The following is a 23,606-nucleotide window of genomic DNA, read 5'->3' on the forward strand; positions in this document are numbered from 1 at the left end:
TCTTTCTTATATAAGTCCGTAGTGTTTTAAACCATTTACAATCCCATTATTGGTATTATCTGTTGTAATAAATTCAGCAATTTCTTTTAAAATAGGGAGGGCATTGCCCATGGCTACAGGATGAGATACTGCTTGGAGCATCTCGATATCGTTTGGCCCATCTCCGAATGCATAAGTTTTGGCGTCTTCTTGGTTTAAGTGTTCTAAAAAGCGTTTGATGCCTTCTGCTTTAGAATTTCCTTTTGAAATCACGTCGACTGAGTACGGTGTATTTCGAAGGAAATCAAGATTTGGGAAAGCTACTTTATATTTTTCTTCGGCTGGTGGAAGAGAAATAAAGAGCATCATGTTAATTGGATTTTCTTTATAGAAATCTGGATTAAGTACTGGCGGGTTAGAGTGGATAAATCCATAAGCATCTTTAGCACCTGGAGAGGATGCTACTAAATAGAACTGTTTATCATTGTATGCAGTAAGGCCATATCCATCTTCTTTTACCATTTGATGAAATTTTTCAACTGTTTCAGTTGGAATCTCTGAAGAATAAACACGCTCTCCTTGATAAATAACGACTTGACCATTCATAAATATTCCTGAGTGGATGTTTGCACTCTCCATAATATCGCGAGTTTCAGCAGGAGAGCGTCCTGTTGCGATAAAGGGTTCATACCCATTTTCTTTCAATGCTTGAATAGCTTTTTTCGTTGATTCGTCTACTTTTGACTCCCCATTTAGTAGCGTCCCATCCAAATCAAAAAATACAAAACCTTTCATTATGTCACTCCATTTCGTTAAGTCTTATTCTAGTATACCATGTTTTTAGCTATTTTAATCATAGTTAGTGCAATAGAGTTTAGAGGACTAATTTAAATGAAACAGTGGAATTATCGTGATTTTTGTGTTAAAATTGAAAAGAATTTTAGTTAAGGAGGGAATCCTTTGTACAATTTGATTTTATCACTGATGGTAGTGGTATGCGTATTATTAATTATTGTAGTGGCTATGCAGCCTTCTAAGACAAATGCGGCAAGTTCTTTAACAGGTGGAGCAGAGCAATTATTTGGAAAACAAAAAGCACGTGGCTTTGAGGCGTTCTTAATTCGTGTTACTGTTGTTTTAGGAACAATCTTCATGCTGTTGGCTTTTGCTTTAGCATACATTTCATCAAAATAGTAATTTTAAGTACAATTGTTCGGACATCCAACCAATTGTACTTTTTTATTTGACAGATTAGAGGAGTTTTATTATGGAAGCATTATGGTTAAGAAAAGAAGGTAATACAAGAGCGGTGATTTTATTTCATGCTTATACTGGGACACCGGCAGATGTGAGAATGCTTGCGCAGTTTCTACATCGTCATGATTATGCAGTCTATGTTCCCGTATTTTCTGGCCATGGAACTCCTTATGTCGATGATATTCTTAATAATTCTCCTAGTAAATGGTATGAAGATGCTAAAAAAGCGATCGAATTTGTTAAAAATTCGGGGTTTAATACGATTGCATCTTTTGGTCTATCTATGGGAGGAATTATGGCTACAAAGGCCGCAACGGAGCAACTGGTAGATTATGCTGGGACTTTTTGCTCACCGATTTCTGTAAGAAATCCGCAACTTCCTGGGCTGTTAAAAGGTTTTATGATGTATGCTCAAGCTTCTTATTTAAAACTAAATCGTCCTTTTGATAGTATCGAGATGAAGTTGAAAGCCCAAAAGCAATTAGATGAACTACAAATCTTTTCAAGTGAAGTAGCATCTAATTTAGATAAAGTAACAGGAAGTTTTTATATTGCACAAGGGGAACAAGATACACTTGTAAATCCTGAAGCCTCTTTAGAATTAAAAGAAGCTTTGGTGAATGCTCAAGTGGAATTACATTGGTATGAAGAAGCGGGGCACGTGATTACGGTTAGTCCTGTTAGAAAGGAATTCCAAGAGACTGTTCTCTCTTTTCTAAATCAACAAGAATGGAGGTAAAGAAATGAGACAATCATTAGAAGAAATCTTAATGGTTTTCTTTATGGAACATGAATCCGAAAGTTTTTTTGTTCAAGAAATTAGTGAGCATTTCGGATTTACTGGTTCAAAGGACTTTAAGATTTTAGTGAAACAATTAGCTGACCTCGAAGATTCTGGAAAAATTGTATTAACACGACAAGGTAAATTTGGATTCAATCAAAAAAATCGTACGTTAGAAGGAACATTCCGATTAAACGATAAAGGATTTGGTTTTGTCACAGTTGAAGAAGGAAAACCAGATATTTTTATCCCAAGAACGGATGTCCATGGCGCTATGGATGGAGACACAGTTGCGATTCGTATCGTACAAGAAGAAAATCCTTATAACGATAAAGCCGCAAGCGGAACAATCGTGAAAATCATAGAACGCGCTGTGAAGCAAGTGGTGGGGATTTATACACGTTATCCATCGAAGATTATGATGCAAACAGGCTATTGTGGCGAAATTGCATTAAAAGATTCTAAATTAAAGAAAACGAAATGTTATGTAACTAGAAAGGGATTAAACCCAGTTGACGGAACCGTCGTGATTGCTGAAGTTGACAGTTATGAAACAGAGCGTCACGAACTCGTCTTGAAGGCGCATATCGTCAAAGAAATCGGCTATAAAGACGCTGTCGGCATGGATATTTTAATGATTTTACATCAATTAAAAATTCCAACAGTATTCCCAGACTCTGTTATAGAGGAAGCCAACCGTGTGAGTGATGTGATCTCACCGGAAGAACTTGAAGGGCGTGTGGATTTACGCCAAGAATTAACCGTGACAATTGACGGAGCAGATGCCAAAGACTTAGATGATGCGGTAGCTCTAGTCAAACGCGAAGATGGAACCTTTGTCTTAACGGTATCCATCGCCGACGTTTCTTATTATGTAACGGAAAATTCTGAAATGGATAAGGAAGCATTCGAACGCGGAACAAGTGTGTATTTAACAGACCGTGTGGTTCCAATGTTACCGCAACGATTATCAAACGGAATCTGCTCGCTACATCCATATGAAGAGCGATTAACGTTAACTGCACGCATGGAAATTGACCGTAGCGGAACAATTTATCAGCACGAGATTTTCCCAAGTGTGATTCAATCGAACGAGCGATTAACTTATGATGAAGTGAATGTATTATTCAATACGAATGAAGCTTCCGAAAAAATCACTCCAGAGATTGAAGAAATGCTCTGGAATATGAAAGAATTACATACGATTCTTGAGCGTAGACGTATGGAACGTGGAGCGATTGACTTTGATACACAAGAAGCAAAAATTCTTGTGGACGAAAAAGGTGCCCCAACTGAAATTGTACTACGTGAACGTGGCGTAGCAGAGCGACTCATTGAGTCCTTTATGCTGGCTGCTAACGAAACAGTGGCTCGTCACTATGAACAATTGAAGGTTCCGTTTATCTATCGTATTCACGAAAATCCAGATAGCGAAAAACTCCAACGCTTCTTAGAGTTTATTACCGCATTTGGTATTACGATTAAAGGGAAGAACGATTCGATTACACCGAAGAAGTTGCAAAAAGCTTTGAATGAAGTACGCGGTGAGCCGTATGAAGCGGTGGTATCAACGATGATGCTCCGTTCAATGAAGCAAGCTAAATACGATATCACGCCAACGGGACACTATGGACTTGCGGCTGAGGATTATACGCACTTCACTTCGCCCATCCGTCGTTATCCAGACTTAATCGTTCATCGTATGATTCGTCATTACGGAAAACATCCAGGTCATTTATCGAAGAAAGAAGAAATGCTTCTAGAAGATAAGTTGCAACAAATTGCAGACCAATCGTCTCGTATGGAGCGACTTGCAGTACAGGCGGAACGCGATGTGAACGCATTGAAGAAAGCCGAATACATGCAAGATAAGGTTGGAGAGGAATTCGATGGTATCGTAAGCTCGGTGACAAAATTCGGAATGTTTGTGGAGTTAGCGAATACCGTAGAAGGATTAATTCATATTTCTCACTTGAAACAAGACTACTTTAACTTTATTGAAAGCCATATGATTTTACTTGGCGAACGTACGGGTGTAAGTTACCGTATTGGGGATCGTGTTCGTGTGAAATGTGTGAAAGTAGATGTGGAAGCTAGAGAAGTCGATTTCCTACTCGTAGAAGATGCAAAATTGGCTAAAACTGAACGACCAAGAAAAGGCGAACGCTTTGATGATAAGTCTTCTAAAAAGAGAAAAAAATCAAAAGGACGTCAACGTTTTAAAAAAGCCATTAAAACGAAAAAGAAAAGACGCTAGGAGGTTCGTGAATGCCTAAAGGAACGAACGATAAAGTGCTCGCACAAAATCGAAAAGCAAGTCATGACTATACAATTCTTGAAACGATTGAAGCTGGGATGGTCTTAACCGGAACAGAAATCAAATCAGTTCGTCAAGCGCGTATCAATTTAAAAGATGGATATGTGAGCTTGAAGCAAGGAGAAGCTTTTCTTGTAGGGGTTCATATTAGTCCGTTTGAACAAGGGACGCTTTTCAATCATGACCCATTAAGAACTAGAAAATTATTGCTTCATAAAAAGCAAATCAATTATTTATTGGAGCAAGTAAAGCAAGCCGGCAACACAGTAGTGCCACTGAAGGTTTACATTAAAAATGGCGTTGCGAAGTTATTAATCGGAGTTGCGAAAGGGAAGAAAAATTACGATAAACGTGATGCCTTAAAGCAAAAGGATATGAAACGCGAAATCGACCGTGCAATGAAAGAAAGATATTAAATGAGAAAAAGCTGGACGTTTGTCCAGCTTTTTTAGTTTTAAGAAAATCTAAAATTAATAGATCTGTTTATTTTGTAGATTTATTTCATATTGGTTTCATATTGGGAATGCAAAATGAAATCACGGATAAGGAAAGGAAGTGAGCAAATGGATTGGAAGAAACGCGCTGGAGCATACTTAATCAGAAAGAAAATTCGGACAGGAATTTTGTTTTTCATTATGGTACTAATTTCTTCAGCAGTATTAGCAGTTCTTTCGATGCAAGAAAGTACTGGGAAGGTTGAAGAGAAACTCCTTAGTCTTTCAAATTCAGGCTTTCAAGTTGAATCAATCTTAAATGATGGGGGGATACAAAAGAAGCAATTAACTCAAATTGAGAAAACAGATGGAGTTAAAGATGTTCAATATGAATATGATGCGGTAGGGCAATTGCAAGATGCTAAAGCTGTTCAAAGAGAACAATCTGTTCAACTAGATCAAGGAAATCTCGGTGAGCTAGTGGGTGTTCGAGGCGTTAGTGATAGCAATAATGAAATGAATTTTGCCAGTGGAGCATTAAATATTCAAAGTGGGAGAGCATTAACAAAAGAAGATCGAAATAAAGTTCTTATTCATGAAGAGTTAGCGAAAGAGAACAACTGGACGGTTGGCTCTAAAATCAAAATGAAACTGTTTAAGAATGGAGAAGAAGGTGGAGGCTCTTATGATGAAATCACTGTTGAAGTCGTTGGGATTTTCAACGGAAAATTATCAGAGCAATCTACAGGCCTCACAAGTGATTTAACTGAAAATCGTATGTATATGGATTATAAAACGAGTCAGTTATTAGCAGGTAATAAGGAGTCGAACGAAGTTGTGCATAGAGCTATTTATACTGTAAAGAATCCTTCTCAACTAGACTCTGTGATTAAAGAAGTAAAAAAACTTTCACTAAATTGGGAAACTTTACAATTATCCAAAAATGAACAAGTTTTTGAACAAGTATCAGGTCCAATTTCAAATTTTAAATCATTAATGATGTTATTAACGGGATCTGTGTTCGCATTAGCAGTCATTATATTATTCTTAATTTTATTATTCACCTTACGTGAAAGAATCCATGAATTTGGAATATTATTATCTCTTGGTATTTCAAGAGGAAAAATTATTAGTCAAATTTTACTGGAGCTGTTTACGATTGCTTCAGGAAGTTATTTAATCGCATTATTCTTTGGTGAGTTTGTGGCAAATCAATTTTACTCAGGATTGATTTCATCGGATGATATACCTGCTCAGGTCAAGTCATTATTTGAATCCAGTTTACCGCAGCTTACGCTAATGGAAGGTGTTAAAACATTAGTCATCGTCATTGTCATTATTGTATTAGCAGTACTATTTAGTACAGCTGTAATCTTAATGAAAAAACCAAAGAAAATATTAAGTCAAATGAATTAAAGGAGTGGTCTTATGTCAGTGTTATCATTAGAAAATATTTACTATCGTTATGAGAATGCACAAAAATATGTTTTAAAAGATTTAAATGCACAGTTTGAGGAAGGAAAATTTATTGCTGTTGTAGGTAAATCGGGTGCTGGGAAATCAACATTCTTATCTTTATTAGCAGGATTGGATAGTCCAACAAAGGGAAAAGTGCTATTTAAAGGAGAAGATATTGCAAAAGGTTCATACAGCGATCATCGTAGAGATCATATTTGCTTAGTTTTCCAAAACTACAATTTGATTGATTACTTAACACCGCTTGAAAATGTCAAACTTGTAAACGAAAAAGCGGATAAAGAAATTCTTCTAAAATTAGGATTAGGAGAAGAATTGATTCATAGAAATGTATTGAAACTATCAGGTGGACAGCAACAACGTGTAGCTATTGCTAGAGCTTTAGTATCCAAAGCGCCAATCATTTTAGCAGATGAGCCAACAGGAAACTTAGATGAAGGAACAGCTGCTGAAATTATTGATATTTTAAAAATGGCTGCCCATGAAAGCGGAAAGTGTGTAGTTGTGGTGACTCATAGTCCGCAAGTAGCCGACGCTTGTGACGAAGTTCTTACACTTGAAGAAGGACAATTAAAAAAATCAAAAGGAAAGAAGGGGTGAGATAAATGAGAATTATTCAAAATGCTTGGGCATACGTGACTAGAAAGAAATTTAAATCGTTCATAATTTTCTTTATCTTATTCAGTATGGCAACTGTTGCTTTAAGTAGTTTATCTGTAAAACATGCGACAGACACAGCTGCAAAAGAAACCTTTAAATCGATTAATTCGTCTTTTTCAATGCAAATTGACCGTCGTCACAATCAAGGAACTGCTCGTGGTGGGGGGAACTTGAAGGGGAAAGATATCAAAGCCATTGAAGGGATTGAAGGTGTTCAAAAAGCTATTAAACGAATGGAAGTTGTAGCGGACTTAGTTGATCAAGAATTAATCCCAGCTCAAGGTGTTAAATTGGATGCCAACCGTGTGAAACGTTTTGGAAAAGCTGCGATGGTAACGGGAATTAATGATTCAAGTATGGATGAACGTTTTGCAGCTCAAACATTCACATTAACATCTGGAAGACACATTACAGATTCAGATACGAACGTAGCAATGGTTCATGAAGACTTTGCTAAGAAAAACAATTTAAAAGTTGGAGACAAGATTAAATTAAAATCCAATATTTATGATGCGGATAATGAAAAGAAAGCAAACAACGAAACTGAAGTAACAATTGTCGGAACGTTTAGTGGGAAAAATAAAGGAAGAGTAACTGCTCCTCAAGAATTATACGAAAATACAATTTTAACAGACTTAAAAACAAGTCGTTTAATGTATGGATTTAGTGAAGAAGATGGCACTTATTTAGATGCAACTTTCCTAGTTTCAGGAGAATATGACATCGATAAGGTAATGGAACAAGCTAAAAAATTAGGGATTAACTGGAAAGCTTATACATTAGTGAAAAGTAGCCAAAACTATCCAACTTTACAAAAATCAATTAACCTTGTGTATGGTCTAACGAATAAATTATTCATCGGAAGTCTAATTTTCTCTGCGATTATTTTAGTGTTAATCTTGTTCTTGTGGACAAACAGCCGTCGTAAGGAAATCGGAATTCGATTAGCATTAGGAATGACAAAGAAAACAATTATTACACAAATGCTATGTGAAGTAGGAATGGTAAGTATCGCAAGTTTTGGGGCGGCCTTTTTAGCAGGGGGACCTGTCAGTGAATGGGTTGGAAAATTAATTTTAGGACAAGTGAATAGTAGTTTAGGAACTCAACTTGCCAACGAAGCAAAATCAGCTAACTTAGGTGGAGGTGCTGCAGTAGATGGATTTAATAAGACTCTAACGGAACTATCAGTAACAGTTTCAAATATGGACAAAGGAATCGTTATTGGACTTGGGTTAGTGGTTATTGTCATTGCGGTATTGCTTGCGAGCGCATTGATTTTACAAAAATCACCGAAGAGCTTGTTACAGGATACGGAATAAAGGTAGTTTACAATAGTAAAGATTGTTATAATAGAAAGAGAGGTGATGTTTTTGAATTTATTAATTGTTGAAGATGAAGAGGCTATTCGAGAAGGTGTTCGAGAATTTTTAAGTGAACAAGGATTTACAGTCTTTGAAGCTTGTGATGGTGTCGAAGCTCTCGAAGTATTTAACCGAGAATCCGTTGATTTGATTCTATTAGATATTATGATGCCCCGAAAGAATGGGTTTGAAGTATTAGAAGAAGTTCGACAGAAAAGTAATGTCCCAATATTGATGTTAACAGCCTTACAAGATGAGGAGACTCAAGTAAAAAGCTTTGAATTACTTGTGGATGGATATATTCAAAAACCATTTTCTCTAATGGTCCTTTATAAGAGGATTGAGGCTTTGCTAAAAAGACATTATGGAGAAGTAGAAACCTGGAGTTATCAGGATACAAGTGTTAATTTTACGCGATTTGAAGCGTATGTAAATAATCAATTAGTAGAAGTGACTGCTAAAGAGCTGTCGATTCTAAAACTGCTTGTGAAGCATGAGGGACAAGCTTTGAGCCGTTCACAAATTTTAGATCATGTTTGGTCTAACCATGAAGATCCACCATTTGATCGAGTCGTGGATGTTTATATTAAACAGCTACGTAAAAAGCTAAAATTAGATTGTATTGTTACTATTAAAAATGTTGGATATAAATTGGAGTTAAAATGAGAAGATTAAAATTATTTCCAAAAATTTTCATTTATACTTTTAGTATATTAATATCACTCGTTGCGGTTGCTCATTTATTCTTATATTTTGCTTTCCCGCATTTTTACATGCAAGAACGGCAGCAAGAACTGAGTAGAAAAGCGGATGTTCTTGTACAGAGTCTTTCTCAAGTGGATGAAAAGGGAGCTGCTTCAGCATTACAAGTGTATGCCAATAATGAAGGTATAACAGCGTATTTGAAGCATGAAAGCACTGGAGAAAGTGTAACTTTAGGAGCAAAATTACCAATAGATGAGAACAGCAATCAACATTCTGTGATTATCGAAGACCGTGAAGTCACGACTAAGGATGGGAAAAAATTATTTATTCAAGTGGTGTCAACGACGGAAATGGTCAAACAAGCCACGCGAGTCACTTTCCATTATTTACCATTGTCTTTAGCCATCTCGATATTTACGGCAGTAATTTTCTCTTATATTTACGCAAGAAAACTATCAAGACCTCTGATGAGAATGTCTCGAGTCACAGAGAAAATGATGAATTTAGAAAGAGATGCAGCCTTTTTAGAACCAAGTTCAGATGAGATTGGACAGATGGAAGTGCAAATTAATGATTTGTATCAACATTTATTGTCGGTAATTGATGAACTAGAAGAAAAGAATCAAAAAATGATTCGCTTAGAAAAAACAAAAGTGGATTTTCTTCGTAGTGCCTCGCATGAGTTGAAAACACCACTTGCTAGTTTAAGAATTATGCTAGAAAACATGAGCCTTAATGTAGGAAAATACAAAGATCGAGATAAATATCTAGTAGCATCCCTTGGCAAAGTGGACCAGTTATCTGTATTAGTTCAAGAAATATTGGAGCTTTCAAAATTACAAGAAAGCACAATGGAAAAGCAATCGATTCAACTAGAAAAAATGATTCCTATTTGGAACAAAGAATTTAAAATTTTAGCACAAGAAAGAAATTTAATTATTGAAACGGATCTAGAATCTTCAACAATAGAAATGAACCAAATGGCCTTCCAAAAGGTTTGGAATAATTTGATGATTAATGCGATTCGTTACTCAAATGAAGGAGGTGTTATCAAAGTTTCTGCTAAAAATGGTATCTTAAAAATAGAGAATCCTTGTCAACCTCTGACGGAGGAAGAAATAGAGATGGCATATTCATTACTACCATCGACAAGTAATAAAGGAAGTGGTAATGGGGTAGGATTATACATTGTCCATCAATTATTAAAACAAGAAGAAATTAAACATCGCTTTTATGCAATCAAAACAGGAATGTGTTTTGAAATAGAAACAGAATAAAAGCTGTATGGAAGGAGTGTTGTTTATTGAATTGATGAAAAAGCTGGATTATCTCTTTTAGGAGATAATCCAGCTTTTTTGTAATGGATCAGTAATGTTAAAAATAAGTAAATTAGAAAATAATATCACAAAAACGCTTACATTTAAAGCGTTTTCGTGTATAATAAAGATATCAATAAAAAGATAGGAAGGTTGATATTATGGCAACAATTGATCGTTTCGCTACAGACACTATACGCAAGAGCAATCCGCATCTTTCGCAATTGAAGGCAACTATTGAACCAGCTTTTTATTCGAACAATGCGACTGAAATTCCGACTCTGGCAGAGGCGTATGAATTAGCGTCACATGCACCCAATACAACTGTATTAGATGCATTCGTAGCAAATGCGAAGGATTTAGGATTACCCGAGGATGCGCATATTCTTTCGGTAGTGGATGGGAGTGTCGTTGGACGTACGGCAAAAGCTCGTCGAATTTTAGGGAATAATCCGTCAGAAGATGCAAAGATTATTCCAATTATTCGCGACGAAATTTATAACAGCGCTTTTAAACCTTTTATTAAAGGAACGGCTATTGTAGGTCTTGATGAAGACTTTATGGTAAAAGCGCACATCACGATGCCTAAAGAACATATTAATAACTTATATTCTTGGTTATTGAACTTCCAAATTTTCAATGACCAATATAAGAGACGTTATGATGCATCGAAACAATATGATGAAAATGACATTTTTATTTTCTTTGATCCTACATGGAGACATCCTGACTACCCAGATGGATTAGCGTTCTTTGATACGAAACATAATTGTGCTGCAATTTTAGGAATGAGTTATTTTGGGGAAATCAAAAAGGGAACATTGACACTTGCTTGGGCAACTGCCGCTCGTAACAACTACGTTTCTTGTCACGGCGGATTGAAGATTTTCCGTAAAGAAGGCGAATCTTACGTTGCAAGCTTCTTTGGATTATCTGGATCAGGGAAGTCTACATTAACACACGCAAAACATGATAATAAATATGATATTGAAGTATTACACGACGATGCATTTGTAATTTCGGTAGAAGATGGTTCATCTGTAGCTTTGGAACCTTCTTACTTCGACAAAACAAATGACTATCCAGCAGGTCACAGAGAACAAGATTACTTCGTAACGGTTCAAAACTGCGGTGTGACTCTGGATGAAAACGGCCGTAAAGTATTAGTAACAGAAGATATTCGGAATGGTAACGGGCGAACAATTAAATCTCGTTATTCAACCCCGAACCGCGTCGATAAGATTCAAGAACCAATTCAATCTATTTTCTGGATTATGAAAGATGATGCACTTCCACCATTAGTGAAAATCACAGACCCACGTTTAGCATCTATTTTAGGATGTACTTTAATGACAAAACGTTCAACAGCTGAAAATACAGGGGCTGGAGCAAACTTAGATGCGCTCGTTATCGAACCATACGCAAACCCATTCCGTGTATATCCATTAGTAGAAGACTACGAAAAATTCAAAGCTTTATTTGATAAAGGAGTAGATTGCTACATTATCAATACAGGGGATTTCTTAGGTAAGAAAGTGACGAAAGAAGTGTCTCTTGGTGTAATTGAAACAGTTGTTGATGGTAAAGCAAAATTTGATTTGTTTGGCGGCCTTCCAGGAATGGAATACTTACCAGTAGAAGGCTATGAAGTGCCTGAAATGAACGGAGACTACGCTGAATTGATTCGTGATCGTATGCAATTCCGTTTGGATTACTTGAAAGCATTTAATGATGCAAATCCAGAACATCAAATTCCAACAGATGCTCTTGAAAGCATCAAGACAATCGAACGCTTTATCGACGTATTATAGTGGAAGGAGTGTTCGGTGATGACTCGAAAAATAGGAATTACAGATACAATCTTACGGGATGCTCATCAATCGTTGATGGCAACCCGTATGCGAATTGAAGATATGCTCCCTGTTTTAGATCAATTAGACGAAGCAGGATTTGCCTCTTTAGAATGTTGGGGTGGAGCAACGTTTGACGCCTGTATTCGTTTCTTAGACGAAGACCCATGGGACAGACTTCGCACCTTGAAAAAACATTTAAAGAAAACACCGCTTCAAATGCTGTTACGCGGACAAAATATTTTGGGATATCGTCACTATGCCGATGATGTTGTAGAAAAATTTGTCGAAAAATCAGCAGAAAATGGGATTGATATTTTCAGGATTTTCGATGCGTTAAACGACGTTCGTAACTTGGAAGCTTCACTAAATGCCGTGAAGAAGACAGGTAAAGAAGCGCAAATGACAATCTGTTACACGATTAGTGATGCGCATACGATTGACTATTACAAAGAACTAGCAGCTAAAATGCAAGAAATGGGTGCGGATTCTATCTGTGTGAAAGACATGGCTGGAATTTTAACACCAGCTCGTGGGATTGAGCTTGTTCGTGCATTAAAAGAAGTGATTACTGTTCCAATCGTTGTACACACTCACTGCACAAGTGGTATTGCGCAACTCACTTATCAAGCAGTCATTGAAGCTGGTGCGGACCGTATCGACACAGCTCTTTCACCACTCAGTGAAGGAACTAGTCAACCGCCTACGGAATCGTTAGCGATTGCGCTTCGTGAACTTGGCTATGACATCTCCGTTGATTTGGCAAAATTAGAACCAATTGCAGACCACTTCCGAGTAATTAAAGATAAATACATTAAAGATGGAACATTAAATCCAAAAATGTTAACACCAGATCCACGTGCGCTTTTATATCAGGTTCCTGGTGGGATGTTATCGAATATGTATTCTCAATTAACTCAAGCAGGTGCAACGGATAAATACGAAGAAGTATTAAAAGAAGTGCCAAAAGTAAGAGCAGACCTTGGATATCCACCACTCGTAACTCCAATGAGCCAAATGGTGGGAACTCAAGCAACGATGAATGTTCTTACTGGCAAACGCTATAAAGTGGTTTCAAACGAAGTGAAAGCATACTTACTTGGTTCATATGGACAATCACCAGTGCCAATTCAAGAAAGCTTCAGAAGATCAATCATTGGGGATCAAGAAGTTATCACGGATCGACCAGCCAATCATTTGCCACCTGAATTCGAAACACTCAAAGCAGAACTTGGAGATTTAGCAAGAAGTGACGAAGACGTCTTAACTTACGCACTTTTCCCTAAAGTCGGCAAAGAATTCTTGCTTAAGAAAAATGGACAATGGCAAAAACCATCTGAAATCGTGAAGATTTTTGCGACTGTAAAGTGAGGAGAGAGTTATGCAACTAAGTTTATTAGAAATCTTATGGATCACAATCGTTTCAATGGGAATTGTGTTTGTGATGTTGACGATTCTAATGTTCCTCATGCAAGGAAGCTCTAAAGTTATCCAAATCCTGGAAGCAAAGAGTCATACAACAGTTGGAGTTGTGGGGAAACCAGTTGAGGTGAAACCTGAGGCTCCAACAAATGATGGAACACTATTTGAAACGAATAAACTTGCTAGAGTAGCCGCATTAGTAGCTTTAACACAAGCAAGTGCGGATGTACCAGACAAGCACTTTGAAATTGTATCGATTGAAAAGAAGGTGGACTAAATGAAAAAATATGAAGTAGAAGTAAATGGCGAAACATTTATCGTCTCACTAAAAGAAATTTCAAATGAAGAAGCAAAGCAGAAATTAGCAGCAGCTCCAGCACCTAATGCGCCAGTGGAAGAAAAGAAACCTACACAGGATCCTGCTCCAACAGGGGACGGTGAAGTGGTTCCAGCTCCAATGGCAGGGATTGTATTATCGGTCAATAAAAATATCGGTGATGCAGTGAAAAAAGGAGATGTACTCGTGATTTTAGAAGCCATGAAGATGGAAAATGAAATCCTTGCTCCTTGTGACGGTGTTGTGAAAGCAATTCATGTATCAAGTAATGAATCTGTCGAATCGAACCAACCACTCTTAACGATTTAGGAGGCGATGGTTTATGGAAGTCATTCAACAGTTGATTGAAACGAGTGGGCTCTATAATTTAACAATTCAAAATATCATTATGTTAATTATCGCCTGTGTGTTTCTATATCTAGGGATTAAACGAGGGTATGAACCATACTTAATGGTTCCGATTGCGTTCGGGATGCTCCTTGTAAACTTACCGTTAGCAGGATTAATGGATGCTCCTACTGAAAATGGACCTGGTGGACTCTTGTATTACTTATATCAAGGAACGAACCTTGGGATTTATCCACCGTTGATTTTCCTTTGCTTAGGAGCTTCGACAGACTTCGGCCCGCTACTAGCTAATCCGAAAACTATCTTGCTTGGTGGGGCAGCTCAATTCGGTATTTTCGTCGCATTCTTCCTTTCAGTAATGTGGGGAATGACACCGCAAGAAGCCGCTTCAGTAGGAATCATCGGGGGTGCGGATGGACCCACCGCCTTGTTCTTAACAACAAGACTTGCACCGCACTTATTACCAGCAATCGCCCTAGCAGCGTACTCATATATGGCGCTTGTGCCAATCATTCAACCGCCAATTATTCGTGCGCTTACAACGAAGAAAGAACGTCTAGTGAAGATGACAGAAAACCGTAAAGTCAGTGAAACGGAAAAAATTCTTTTCCCAATCATCGTTACGATTTTCGTCAGCTTATTAGTACCAAGTGCAACACCTTTAGTAGGATGCTTAATGCTCGGTAACTTAATTAAAGAAATTAAGGTAGTTCCAAACATTACAAAAGTTCTACAAAATGCGATGATGTACGGTGTTACTATTATTTTAGGATTAACCGTTGGAGCAAAAGCAACAGGGGAATTATTCTTATCCGTATCAACTCTTAAAATTACTTTATTAGGGTTAATCGCTTTTGCTGGAGGAACAGCAGCGGGGGTTCTAATGGGTAAATTGATGTACAAATTATCAGGCGGTAAGATTAATCCAATGATCGGTGCTGCAGGGGTATCTGCCGTACCAATGGCCGCTCGTGTTGTACAAAAAGAAGGACAAAGAGAAGACCCAAGTAACTACTTATTAATGCACGCAATGGGACCAAACGTAGCCGGAGTTATCGGTAGTGCGATTGCGGCAGGGGTATTACTCGCATTCTTCTCATAATAGAAGCACTCCTTTCAAACAAAAAACAGAAGAAGAGAAATCTTCTTCTGTTTTTTTGCGTAGTTTGGAATGAGGTGGTGAAGATGGAAGAGACAGTTGGGCGAATCCAGGCAGTGTTTCAATCGATGCTAGAAGAGCGTAAAGTTTCTCCTAATGCAGTGCTAGATGTGGGGATTACTATCAAAAATAGGCAGAAGCAGTGCCGATTTTGTGGGAATACCGATTCGTTGGAATTTGCGAAAGGACCTTGCATCAATTGTACAAAAGGTGAATGTTGGTATTGCTTGAAGTGCATCGCAATGGGAAAGGTAAAGGAGTGTAGTGTCATAATTGCGACACCTGAAGAAGAGCAGCCTTTTCTAAAAAGAGAAGAAGCCTTAGCGCACTATAAACATACATTGAGCACAAAACAGGAACAGCTATCTTTGGAATGCTTGAAAGTTGTAAAGCAAACTGGTTTTCGTGAGCACCTACTTTGGGCAGTGACAGGTTCAGGGAAAACGGAGATGATTTTTTCGAGCATCGAATGGATGTTACAACAAGGAAAGAGAGTCGCTATTGCCGCACCAAGAATTGATGTATGTGTGGAGTTGGCGCCTCGTTTGAAGGAAGCTTTCCCAGCAGTTGAACAAAACGTCTTGCACTCGCAGTCGGATGAAGGGTATAAGAGAGTGGCGCTTACGATTGCAACGACGCACCAGATGCTCAGGTTCTACCGCGCATTTGATTTAGTGGTGATTGATGAGACGGACTCATTCCCATACCGGGATAATGAATTACTGATTCGTGCAGTCCATCGAGCGGTGAAAGAGGATGGCTGTTTGCTGTATTTAACAGCAACACCTTCCCAGACGCTAGAAAAAAGAATCAAACGGAAAGAACTGTCGGTATCTTTGTTACCAGAGCGATATCACAAGAAACCACTAGTAGTACCAACGATGAGTTTTATCGGAGATTTAGACAAAAGATTGAAAAAGAAGAAAGTGCCAAAATCTGTTCAGCGGTTTATAGAGGAACATGTTAAAGCAGGCAAACGGTTTTTGTTATTTGTACCACGAATTATACTCCTTGTTCCGATTGAAATAGTTCTCAGACGACAGTTTCCAAATGCAAAATTCGAGACGGTTAGTTCTAAAGAACCGTATCGGCAAGAGAGAATTGCGCAGATGAGATCAGGAGAGCTCGATTTTCTTGTGACAACAACCATTTTAGAGCGAGGAGTGACTTTTTCAGGAGTCGATGTTTGTGTCGTCAATGCCCACGAAGAGGAATTCTCAAGAGAGGTATTGGTGCAGATCGCAGGACGCGTTGGACGGACCGCAGAATGCCCGACAGGAGAAGTTGTGTATTTTCATAATGGGAAAACAAAGGCGATGGTTCAGGCGGTCTGGGAAATCAAAGACTTAAATCAACAAGCGCTTCTTGGGAGGGAGTCCAAATGAAATGTTTATGGTGCGGAGAAGAAGTTGATCGAGCTCAGCCAATACTCTCGTTTTTACTGGGTGCAAACCGAAAGTGTATTTGCGTCCATTGTGAAAAGCCTTTTATGGAATTAAAAAAACATCCAACTTGCCTAGAGTGCGGACGACTGATGACGAAAGTGGAAGTTTGCCCGGATTGTCAAAAATGGCATCAAGTAAAAGAAGCAGTTCTTTTAAAGAACACTGCCTTATATGCTTATGACGAGGCAGGGCGAAAGTTTATGGAGTTGTTCAAATTTGTAGGAGATACAAGAGTGACGGTGTTGGTTATAAAAGAGTTAAGGCAAGAGTTGCTTAAGTATCAAAAGAATGGTTTCGTTCTTTGTCCATTACCTTCGTCCAAAGCAAGTCTAATGAAGAGAGAGTTCGAGACGATTCCGTATATACTGGAACAGTGTCATGTTTCTACCGTTTCGCTTTTAGAACATATAGGCAGTGGAAAGAAGCAATCGGAGAAAACAAGGCAAGAACGCTTGCAGTTGAAGCAACCCTTCAAAATAAAAGAGAGTGTGGTGATTCCAAAGAAAGTTTTACTAGTGGATGATGTTTATACAACAGGTGCAACAATCCATCTTGCCGCAAGAACGTTGAGGGAAATGGGTGTTGAAGAAGTGGAATCTCTGACATTATTTAGATAAAAAGTGTATCATAAATGTTTTTGTATCATTAATGATACAAAAGCATTCATTAAACTAGCCCAAGCAGTAATCAGCTTGGGCTAGTTGACTTAGTTAATTTTAGAATCTTGTAGTGACATATTGGTCAAGAGCGAGCAGAGCATTTGCGACATCTTCGGCGGTATAGTCAACGGCCATTTGGTGGATGGTTTCACCTTCTTGTGTTGCAAGGGTTCCAATCTTGAGTAAGTCTTCATAAGGAACAGAATCCAATTTCACTTCTTTAAGCGTAGTTGGTAATCCGAGTGCTTTGTAGAAAGTAATGTATTTATCAAGTTCTTCTTTTGGACGATTTTCTAATACCAGTTGTGTTAATGTACCATAGGCGACTTTTTCACCGTGAGTAAGAGAATGAATGTCTCCATGAATTGCAGTGAATCCGTTATGGATGGCATGAGCAGCTGCTAGACCAGCAGATTCAAAACCGATACCGCTGAGAAGTGTGTTGGCTTCGACAACGGCTTCTAAAGCTGGAGTAACTACTTTTGCGTTTGCCGCTGCTACAGCTTGTAGACCATTTTCGAATAAAGTACTTTCGCAAACACGAGCGATGGCTTCTGCTGCAAGAGTTGGCACTTGACCGACCATTGTGCCTCCTTGGGCTTCAATAACCGCACGAGCCTCCACCCAAGTTGCAAGCGCGTCAGCAATACCTGAGATTAATAATCGAACAGGAGAGTTAGCAATGACTTTTGTATCCACTAAAACTAATTCAGGATTTTTCTTATAGAAACGATAGCGTTCGAACACGCCTTCAGCTGAATAAATAACAGACAGAGCTGAAGTTGGAGCGTCTGTCGAAGCAATCGTTGGTAAAATTGCTACTGGACAATTCGAATCATCCGCAATCGCTTTAGCTGTATCGATAGATTTACCACCACCTAAGCCGATGACAACATTCAAGTGATGTTCCTTCACGACTTCAGCAACGCGGTGAACTTCATCATTGGTTGCTTCACCATGGAAGATTTCACGATGAACAAACGCACCTTCTTTAAGGAGATTTTCTTCTAGTTCTTTACCGACTAAATCATAAACAATAGGGTCGCAAAGAAGAAGATGTCGATCACCAAGGGACAAAACATGAGAAAGTCCAGTTTTAAGAACATCTTTCCCTTGAACATAACGAGACGGACTAGCAAATACTTTTTCCATAATCATAACTCCTTTATAGTTTGTTTATAATTTCACTATACAATTAAAACGGTTTCTTTTGATGAAATTTTTATGTTGTTTTGTTAAAGTATTTGAGATTCAATGTATTTAACGGGGTCGAAAAAGGAAAATAATAATAGAGAATTTATAAAATGAAGAAGAAACTATTTAGGTAATGGAAACGAAAAAGGTAAAGAAAAGTTCGCAAAAATAAAGACTTTCCTTACTAATTCTTAATGAAAGAGAGCTTGAAAACGGTTGTAAAAACAAGGATCATGCTTTATAATAAAACTATAGAAATCAAACGAAGCAATTCCTAAGAGTGGTCCTTAGGGTATTTCTTCAAATCTGGTTTTCCAGATGAAAGGGGAGAGTATTATGTTTAAATATAATATCCGTGGAGAAAATATTGAGGTCACAGAAGCGATTCGTCAATACGCAGAAAAGAAAATTAGCAAACTTGAAAAGTATTTTACTGACGTAGCTAATGCGACTGCTTACGTTAACTTAAAAGTCTACACTGAAAAGACTGCAAAAGTTGAAGTAACAATTCCACTTCCTTATTTAGTTCTACGTGCTGAGGAAACTTCAATTGATTTATATGGAAGCATTGACTTAGTAGTAGACAAACTGGAAAGACAAGTTCGTAAACATAAAACAAAAATCAATCGTAAATCTCGTGAAAAAGGTTTCGATATTGTGTTACCAACACTTCCTGAAGCTCCGGAAGAAGAGGAAACAGGATTAGAAATCGTTCGTACAAAACGAATTGATTTAAAACCAATGGATAGCGAAGAAGCTGTTCTTCAAATGAACATGTTAGGACATAACTTCTTTATCTATCAAGATGCTGAAACGAACGAAACAAACATTGTTTACCGTCGTAAAGATGGAAAATATGGTTTGATTGAAACAAATTAATAAAAAAATCGGGTGACTTTGAAAAAGTCACCTTTTTTTGCTTTCTTAATTAGCTAAACAATGGTAAAATGAATAAGATGCAATAGGTCTAGTTACCAATTTGTAGGACTTTATTAGTTTTAAAATATTCATCATCTACATACTTTAAGATAAGGACGATTGATGAAGATAAAAAAGGAGTTAATTAAATGGCAAATTTTTTGAGACAGTTAGTTGAAAATGATAAGCGCGAATTACGTCGTTTAGGGAAATTAGCGGATAAAGTAATTGCGTTAGAATCTCAAATGGCTGCATTAGAAGATGCTGATTTTCCAGTAAAAACTGAAGAATTTAAAGAGAGATATGCTAAAGGGGAAAGTTTAGATGCTCTTCTTCCTGAAGCATTCGCGTTAGTACGTGAAGGAGCTAAACGTGTATTAGGCTTATTCCCATATAAAGTTCAAATCATGGGAGGAATTACACTTCATGATGGGAACATTGCGGAAATGCGTACTGGTGAAGGTAAAACTTTAACAGCGACAATGCCTGTATATTTAAACGCATTATCAGGAGACGGAGTTCACGTAGTTACAGTTAACGAATACTTAGCAAGTCGTGACGCTCGCGAAATGGGTGAGTTATATAACTTCCTAGGCTTGACTGTAGGGTTAAACTTAACAGGAATGTCTTCAGAAGAAAAACGTGCAGCTTATGCTAGTGATATCACTTATAGCACAAACAGTGAATTAGGATTTGACTACTTACGTGACAACATGGTGGTTTACAAATCACAAATGGTACAACGTCCATTGAACTACGCAGTTGTCGATGAAACAGACTCAATCTTAATCGACGAAGCGCGTACGCCATTGATCATTTCAGGACAAGCTGAAAAATCAACAGTATTATACCAACGTGCAGATATGTTTGTTAAAGGCTTAAAAGAGGAAGAAGATTACACAATCGACTTAACTTCTAAAACAATCTCATTAACAGACGAAGGGATTAACAAAGCGGAACAAACATTCCGCCTACCAAACCTTTACGATGTTGATAATGCAGCACTTGTGCACCATATCGACCAAGCTTTACGTGCAAACTACATTATGTTACGCGACATCGACTATGTAGTGGATGAAGGTAAAGTTAAAATCGTTGATGGATTTACTGGACGTATCATGGAAGGTCGTCGTTACTCAGATGGTCTTCACCAAGCGATTGAAGCTAAAGAAGGCGTAGAAGTTGAAAACGAATCTAAGACAATGGCGACAATCACTTACCAAAACTACTTCCGTATGTATCGTAAATTGTCAGGAATGACAGGGACTGCCAAGACTGAAGAAGAAGAATTCAGAGAAATTTACAACATGAACGTTGTAGCTATTCCGACAAATCGACCAATTCAACGTGTTGACGGACAAGATTTAATTTATCCATCTCTACGTAGTAAATTTAAAGCGGTTGTTAACGATATTAAACAACGTCACGAAGTTGGACAACCGATCCTTGTAGGGACTGTTGCGGTTGAAACAAGTGAATTGATTTCGAACTTACTACGCGAAGAAGGAATTCCTCATGAAGTACTAAACGCGAAAAACCACTTTAAAGAAGCAGAAATTATCATGTCAGCAGGTCAACGTGGCGCTGTAACAATCGCGACAAACATGGCCGGACGTGGTACTGACATTAAGCTTGGTAAAGGCGTGAAAGAACTAGGTGGACTTTGCGTAATCGGAACAGAACGTCACGAAAGCCGTCGTATCGATAACCAATTACGTGGACGTAGTGGACGTCAAGGGGACCCAGGTGCAACACAATTCTACCTTTCATTAGAAGATGATTTAATGAAACGTTTCGGTGGAGAAAAGATGCAAGCTATCTGGGAACGTCTAAACTTAACAGATGAAGAAGATGATAACTTCATCCAAAGTAAGATGTTAACCAAACAAGTGGAGTCGTCACAAAAACGTGTTGAAGGAAACAACTACGATACACGTAAAAGTGTCCTAGAGTACGATGAGGTTATGCGTGAACAACGTGAAATCATCTACTCTCAACGTTTACAAATTATCAATGAAGAGAAATCACTTGAAAATGTAACTAAAGGAATGATTCGTCGTACTATCCACCGTGTAGTGGAAAGCCATACTTTAGCGGATCAAAAAGAATGGAACTTAGAGGGAATTGTGGACTTTGCTCACAACTCAATCTGTGCTCCAGATGAACTTTCAATTAGCGATTTAGAAGGCAAAACAGCTGCTGAAATCGAAGAACTCTTATATGAAAAAGCAATGGAAATCTACAAAGAAAAACAAGAGCAATTGAATGGCGACAATCAAATGCTTGAGTTCGAAAAAGTAGTTATCTTACGTGTGGTTGACCGTAAGTGGACAGATCACATCGATGATATGGACCAATTACGTCAAAGTGTTGGTTTACGTGGATATGCACAAATCGATCCATTAACGGAGTACCAAACTGAAGGATACGAACGATTCCAACAAATGATTGCTGAAATCGATTATGACGTAACGCGTATCTTGATGAAATCTCAAATTCGTCAAAACTTACAACGTGAACAAGTTCAAGGAGTTCGTAGTGTAGTGGCTACAGGTCACGACAGAACTTCTGATGACGATTCAGAAAAAGCTTAATAAATAAGGGAGACGGCGAAGCATTTCGCCGTTTTCTTTTAGAAAGAGGTCAATATGGAAATTAGTGAAATTAGAAATGCACTTGAAGCCATGAATGAGCAAATTATCAGCTATAGGAGGTCTCTTTGACTTAGATCGCCTAGAAGAAGATATCGCAGCTTACGAGCAGGAAATGTCTGAACCATCTTTTTGGGATGATAGCGAAAAAGCGAATCAAGTCATTCAAAAGAATAATGAATTAAAGTCGATTTATGATACTTTCCATAAAATGGAATTAGCTCATGAAGAAACAAGTTTATTATTTGAAATGTATAAAGAAGAGCCAGATGAAGAAGTGCATGCGGAAATCGTTGAGGCGATTCAGTCTCTTGAAAAAGACTTACAACGGTACGAATTAAGTATGTTACTGAACGGTCCACATGATAAGAACAGTGCTATCCTAGAAATTCACCCAGGAGCTGGGGGGACAGAATCGCAAGACTGGGGAAGTATGCTTCTTCGTATGTATATGCGATGGGCTGAAAAGCATGGCTACAGAGTCGAAACAGTGGACTACCAAGACGGGGATGAAGCTGGGATTAAATCTGTTACCTTATCGATTGAAGGGTTGAATGCATATGGGTACTTACGCTCTGAAAAAGGAGTACATAGACTCGTTCGTATTTCACCGTTTGATGCAGCTGGGAAACGTCATACATCCTTCTGTTCGGTAGACGTCGTTCCGCAAATGGATGGAGATATTGATATTGAAATTAATCCAGATGACTTAAAAGTAGATGTGTATCGTGCCAGCGGTGCCGGTGGACAACATATTAATAAGACGTCTTCTGCGGTACGTATTACACATATTCCAACTGGAATCGTGACGCAGAGTCAGGCGCAACGGTCTCAATTTAAAAATAGAGACCAAGCGATGGCGATGTTGAAGGCGAAATTATTCCAATTAGAAGAAGAGAAGAAGGCGGCAGAATTGGCAGCTATTCGTGGTGAGCAAAAAGATATCGCCTGGGGTTCTCAAATTCGAAATTATGTCTTCCACCCCTATTCAATGGTAAAAGACTTACGTTCTGGATATGAGACAGGAAATATTGGTGCGGTGATGGATGGAGACTTAGATTCGTTCATGGATGCGTACTTAAAATGGACTCTAGAAGGTACTAAGGCTGGAGAAGAAGCATAGAGATGGACACCTAGTGAATGCTAGGTGTTTTTATCTTGTGAGGGTGACTATTTTAAGTTCATTTTAATTAGGTGGGGTATTATGGGATGAAACTTCCTAGATAGTTTGATGGGCTTCGGTGCCTATCAAGAAATTCAACCCTATTTGTGCATTGAGTAAGGCACAGTGGTTTATTGACTTTCTTTTCATCACTCGTGACTCAAGAAAGCCT

21 protein-coding genes are annotated in these 23,606 nt (G+C 38.1%); 19 read left to right on the forward strand and 2 right to left on the reverse strand.

Annotated elements, in window-relative coordinates; all coding sequences use genetic code 11:
* Positions 1-6: 6 nt before the first annotated feature.
* A complete protein-coding gene (locus NQ540_RS03060) occupies positions 7-774 on the reverse strand; it encodes a Cof-type HAD-IIB family hydrolase (RefSeq protein ID WP_005604891.1) in 768 nt (255 codons plus the stop codon).
* A gap of 165 nt (positions 775-939) precedes the next feature.
* Here NQ540_RS03060 and secG point away from each other — a divergent pair, with 165 nt between their 5' ends.
* From secG to NQ540_RS03140, 16 genes are all read left to right on the forward strand, one after another.
* Positions 940-1,173 carry a preprotein translocase subunit SecG gene (gene secG / locus NQ540_RS03065; protein ID WP_039848716.1) on the forward strand — a complete coding sequence of 78 codons (234 nt, stop codon included), beginning with the start codon at positions 940-942 and terminating at the stop codon, positions 1,171-1,173.
* A 73-nt stretch (positions 1,174-1,246) separates the two neighbouring features.
* Positions 1,247-1,975 (forward strand): alpha/beta hydrolase, encoded by a 729-nt coding sequence (locus NQ540_RS03070; RefSeq protein ID WP_005604896.1) that lies wholly within the window; start codon positions 1,247-1,249, stop codon positions 1,973-1,975.
* A gap of 4 nt (positions 1,976-1,979) precedes the next feature.
* Positions 1,980-4,274 carry a ribonuclease R gene (rnr, locus tag NQ540_RS03075; RefSeq protein WP_005604898.1) on the forward strand — a complete coding sequence of 765 codons (2,295 nt, stop codon included), beginning with the start codon at positions 1,980-1,982 and terminating at the stop codon, positions 4,272-4,274.
* 11 nt (positions 4,275-4,285) lie between these two features.
* Entirely contained in the window at positions 4,286-4,750 is a 465-nt protein-coding gene (gene smpB / locus NQ540_RS03080) for an SsrA-binding protein SmpB (protein ID WP_005604901.1), read from the forward strand.
* Positions 4,751-4,897: 147 nt separating this feature from the next.
* Positions 4,898-6,184 (forward strand): ABC transporter permease, encoded by a 1,287-nt coding sequence (locus NQ540_RS03085; protein ID WP_039848718.1) that lies wholly within the window; start codon positions 4,898-4,900, stop codon positions 6,182-6,184.
* Positions 6,185-6,196: 12 nt separating this feature from the next.
* Positions 6,197-6,844, forward strand: a complete 648-nt coding sequence (locus NQ540_RS03090; RefSeq protein WP_005604905.1) for an ABC transporter ATP-binding protein — start codon at positions 6,197-6,199, stop codon at positions 6,842-6,844.
* A gap of 5 nt (positions 6,845-6,849) precedes the next feature.
* Positions 6,850-8,226: an ABC transporter permease gene (locus tag NQ540_RS03095; protein WP_005604907.1), complete on the forward strand. Its 1,377-nt coding sequence runs from the start codon at positions 6,850-6,852 to the stop codon at positions 8,224-8,226.
* A 51-nt stretch (positions 8,227-8,277) separates the two neighbouring features.
* A complete protein-coding gene (locus NQ540_RS03100; RefSeq protein ID WP_039848833.1) occupies positions 8,278-8,934 on the forward strand; it encodes a response regulator transcription factor in 657 nt (218 codons plus the stop codon).
* Positions 8,931-10,250 carry a sensor histidine kinase gene (locus NQ540_RS03105; protein WP_005604911.1) on the forward strand — a complete coding sequence of 440 codons (1,320 nt, stop codon included), beginning with the start codon at positions 8,931-8,933 and terminating at the stop codon, positions 10,248-10,250. Before NQ540_RS03100 ends, NQ540_RS03105 begins: the two co-directional genes overlap by 4 nt.
* A 200-nt stretch (positions 10,251-10,450) precedes the next feature.
* Entirely contained in the window at positions 10,451-12,100 is a 1,650-nt protein-coding gene (locus NQ540_RS03110) for a phosphoenolpyruvate carboxykinase (ATP) (protein WP_005604912.1), read from the forward strand.
* An 18-nt stretch (positions 12,101-12,118) separates the two neighbouring features.
* Positions 12,119-13,510 carry an oxaloacetate decarboxylase subunit alpha gene (locus tag NQ540_RS03115; RefSeq protein WP_070437004.1) on the forward strand — a complete coding sequence of 464 codons (1,392 nt, stop codon included), beginning with the start codon at positions 12,119-12,121 and terminating at the stop codon, positions 13,508-13,510.
* A gap of 10 nt (positions 13,511-13,520) precedes the next feature.
* Positions 13,521-13,838 carry an OadG family protein gene (locus NQ540_RS03120; RefSeq protein WP_005604916.1) on the forward strand — a complete coding sequence of 106 codons (318 nt, stop codon included), beginning with the start codon at positions 13,521-13,523 and terminating at the stop codon, positions 13,836-13,838.
* Positions 13,839-14,207, forward strand: coding sequence for a biotin/lipoyl-containing protein (locus NQ540_RS03125; RefSeq protein ID WP_005604917.1), 369 nt, complete (start codon positions 13,839-13,841; stop codon positions 14,205-14,207). It begins immediately after the preceding gene.
* Between the two features lie 13 nt (positions 14,208-14,220).
* Positions 14,221-15,348 carry a sodium ion-translocating decarboxylase subunit beta gene (locus tag NQ540_RS03130; RefSeq protein ID WP_005604919.1) on the forward strand — a complete coding sequence of 376 codons (1,128 nt, stop codon included), beginning with the start codon at positions 14,221-14,223 and terminating at the stop codon, positions 15,346-15,348.
* Between the two features lie 83 nt (positions 15,349-15,431).
* Positions 15,432-16,790, forward strand: coding sequence for a DEAD/DEAH box helicase (locus NQ540_RS03135; RefSeq protein ID WP_005604920.1), 1,359 nt, complete (start codon positions 15,432-15,434; stop codon positions 16,788-16,790).
* A gap of 104 nt (positions 16,791-16,894) precedes the next feature.
* On the forward strand, positions 16,895-17,467 hold the full coding sequence (locus NQ540_RS03140; RefSeq protein WP_223429378.1) for a ComF family protein: 573 nt from the start codon (positions 16,895-16,897) through the stop codon (positions 17,465-17,467).
* Positions 17,468-17,566: 99 nt separating this feature from the next.
* On the opposite strand, the gene NQ540_RS03145 is transcribed toward NQ540_RS03140, so the two are convergent.
* The gene (locus NQ540_RS03145) at positions 17,567-18,661 is read right to left on the reverse strand and encodes a glycerol dehydrogenase (protein WP_039848720.1); all 1,095 of its coding nucleotides are present in this window, start codon (positions 18,659-18,661) and stop codon (positions 17,567-17,569) included.
* 378 nt (positions 18,662-19,039) lie between these two features.
* Here NQ540_RS03145 and hpf point away from each other — a divergent pair, with 378 nt between their 5' ends.
* The 3 genes from hpf (at position 19,040) to prfB (ending at position 23,395) form a co-directional block, all read left to right on the forward strand.
* Positions 19,040-19,582, forward strand: a complete 543-nt coding sequence (gene hpf / locus NQ540_RS03150) for a ribosome hibernation-promoting factor, HPF/YfiA family (protein WP_039848722.1) — start codon at positions 19,040-19,042, stop codon at positions 19,580-19,582.
* Positions 19,583-19,770: 188 nt separating this feature from the next.
* A complete protein-coding gene (gene secA / locus NQ540_RS03155) occupies positions 19,771-22,215 on the forward strand; it encodes a preprotein translocase subunit SecA (RefSeq protein WP_005604926.1) in 2,445 nt (814 codons plus the stop codon).
* Between the two features lie 54 nt (positions 22,216-22,269).
* Positions 22,270-23,395 (forward strand): peptide chain release factor 2 gene (gene prfB / locus NQ540_RS03160; RefSeq protein ID WP_211204702.1). Its coding sequence is split into 2 segments (ribosomal slippage): positions 22,270-22,341 and positions 22,343-23,395, totalling 1,125 coding nucleotides; the frame shifts between segments, so codons are not numbered across the junction.
* The last annotated feature ends 211 nt before the right edge of the window (positions 23,396-23,606 follow it).

Source organism: Granulicatella adiacens ATCC 49175 (genome assembly GCF_025150565.1).
Classification (GTDB): domain Bacteria; phylum Bacillota; class Bacilli; order Lactobacillales; family Aerococcaceae; genus Granulicatella; species Granulicatella adiacens.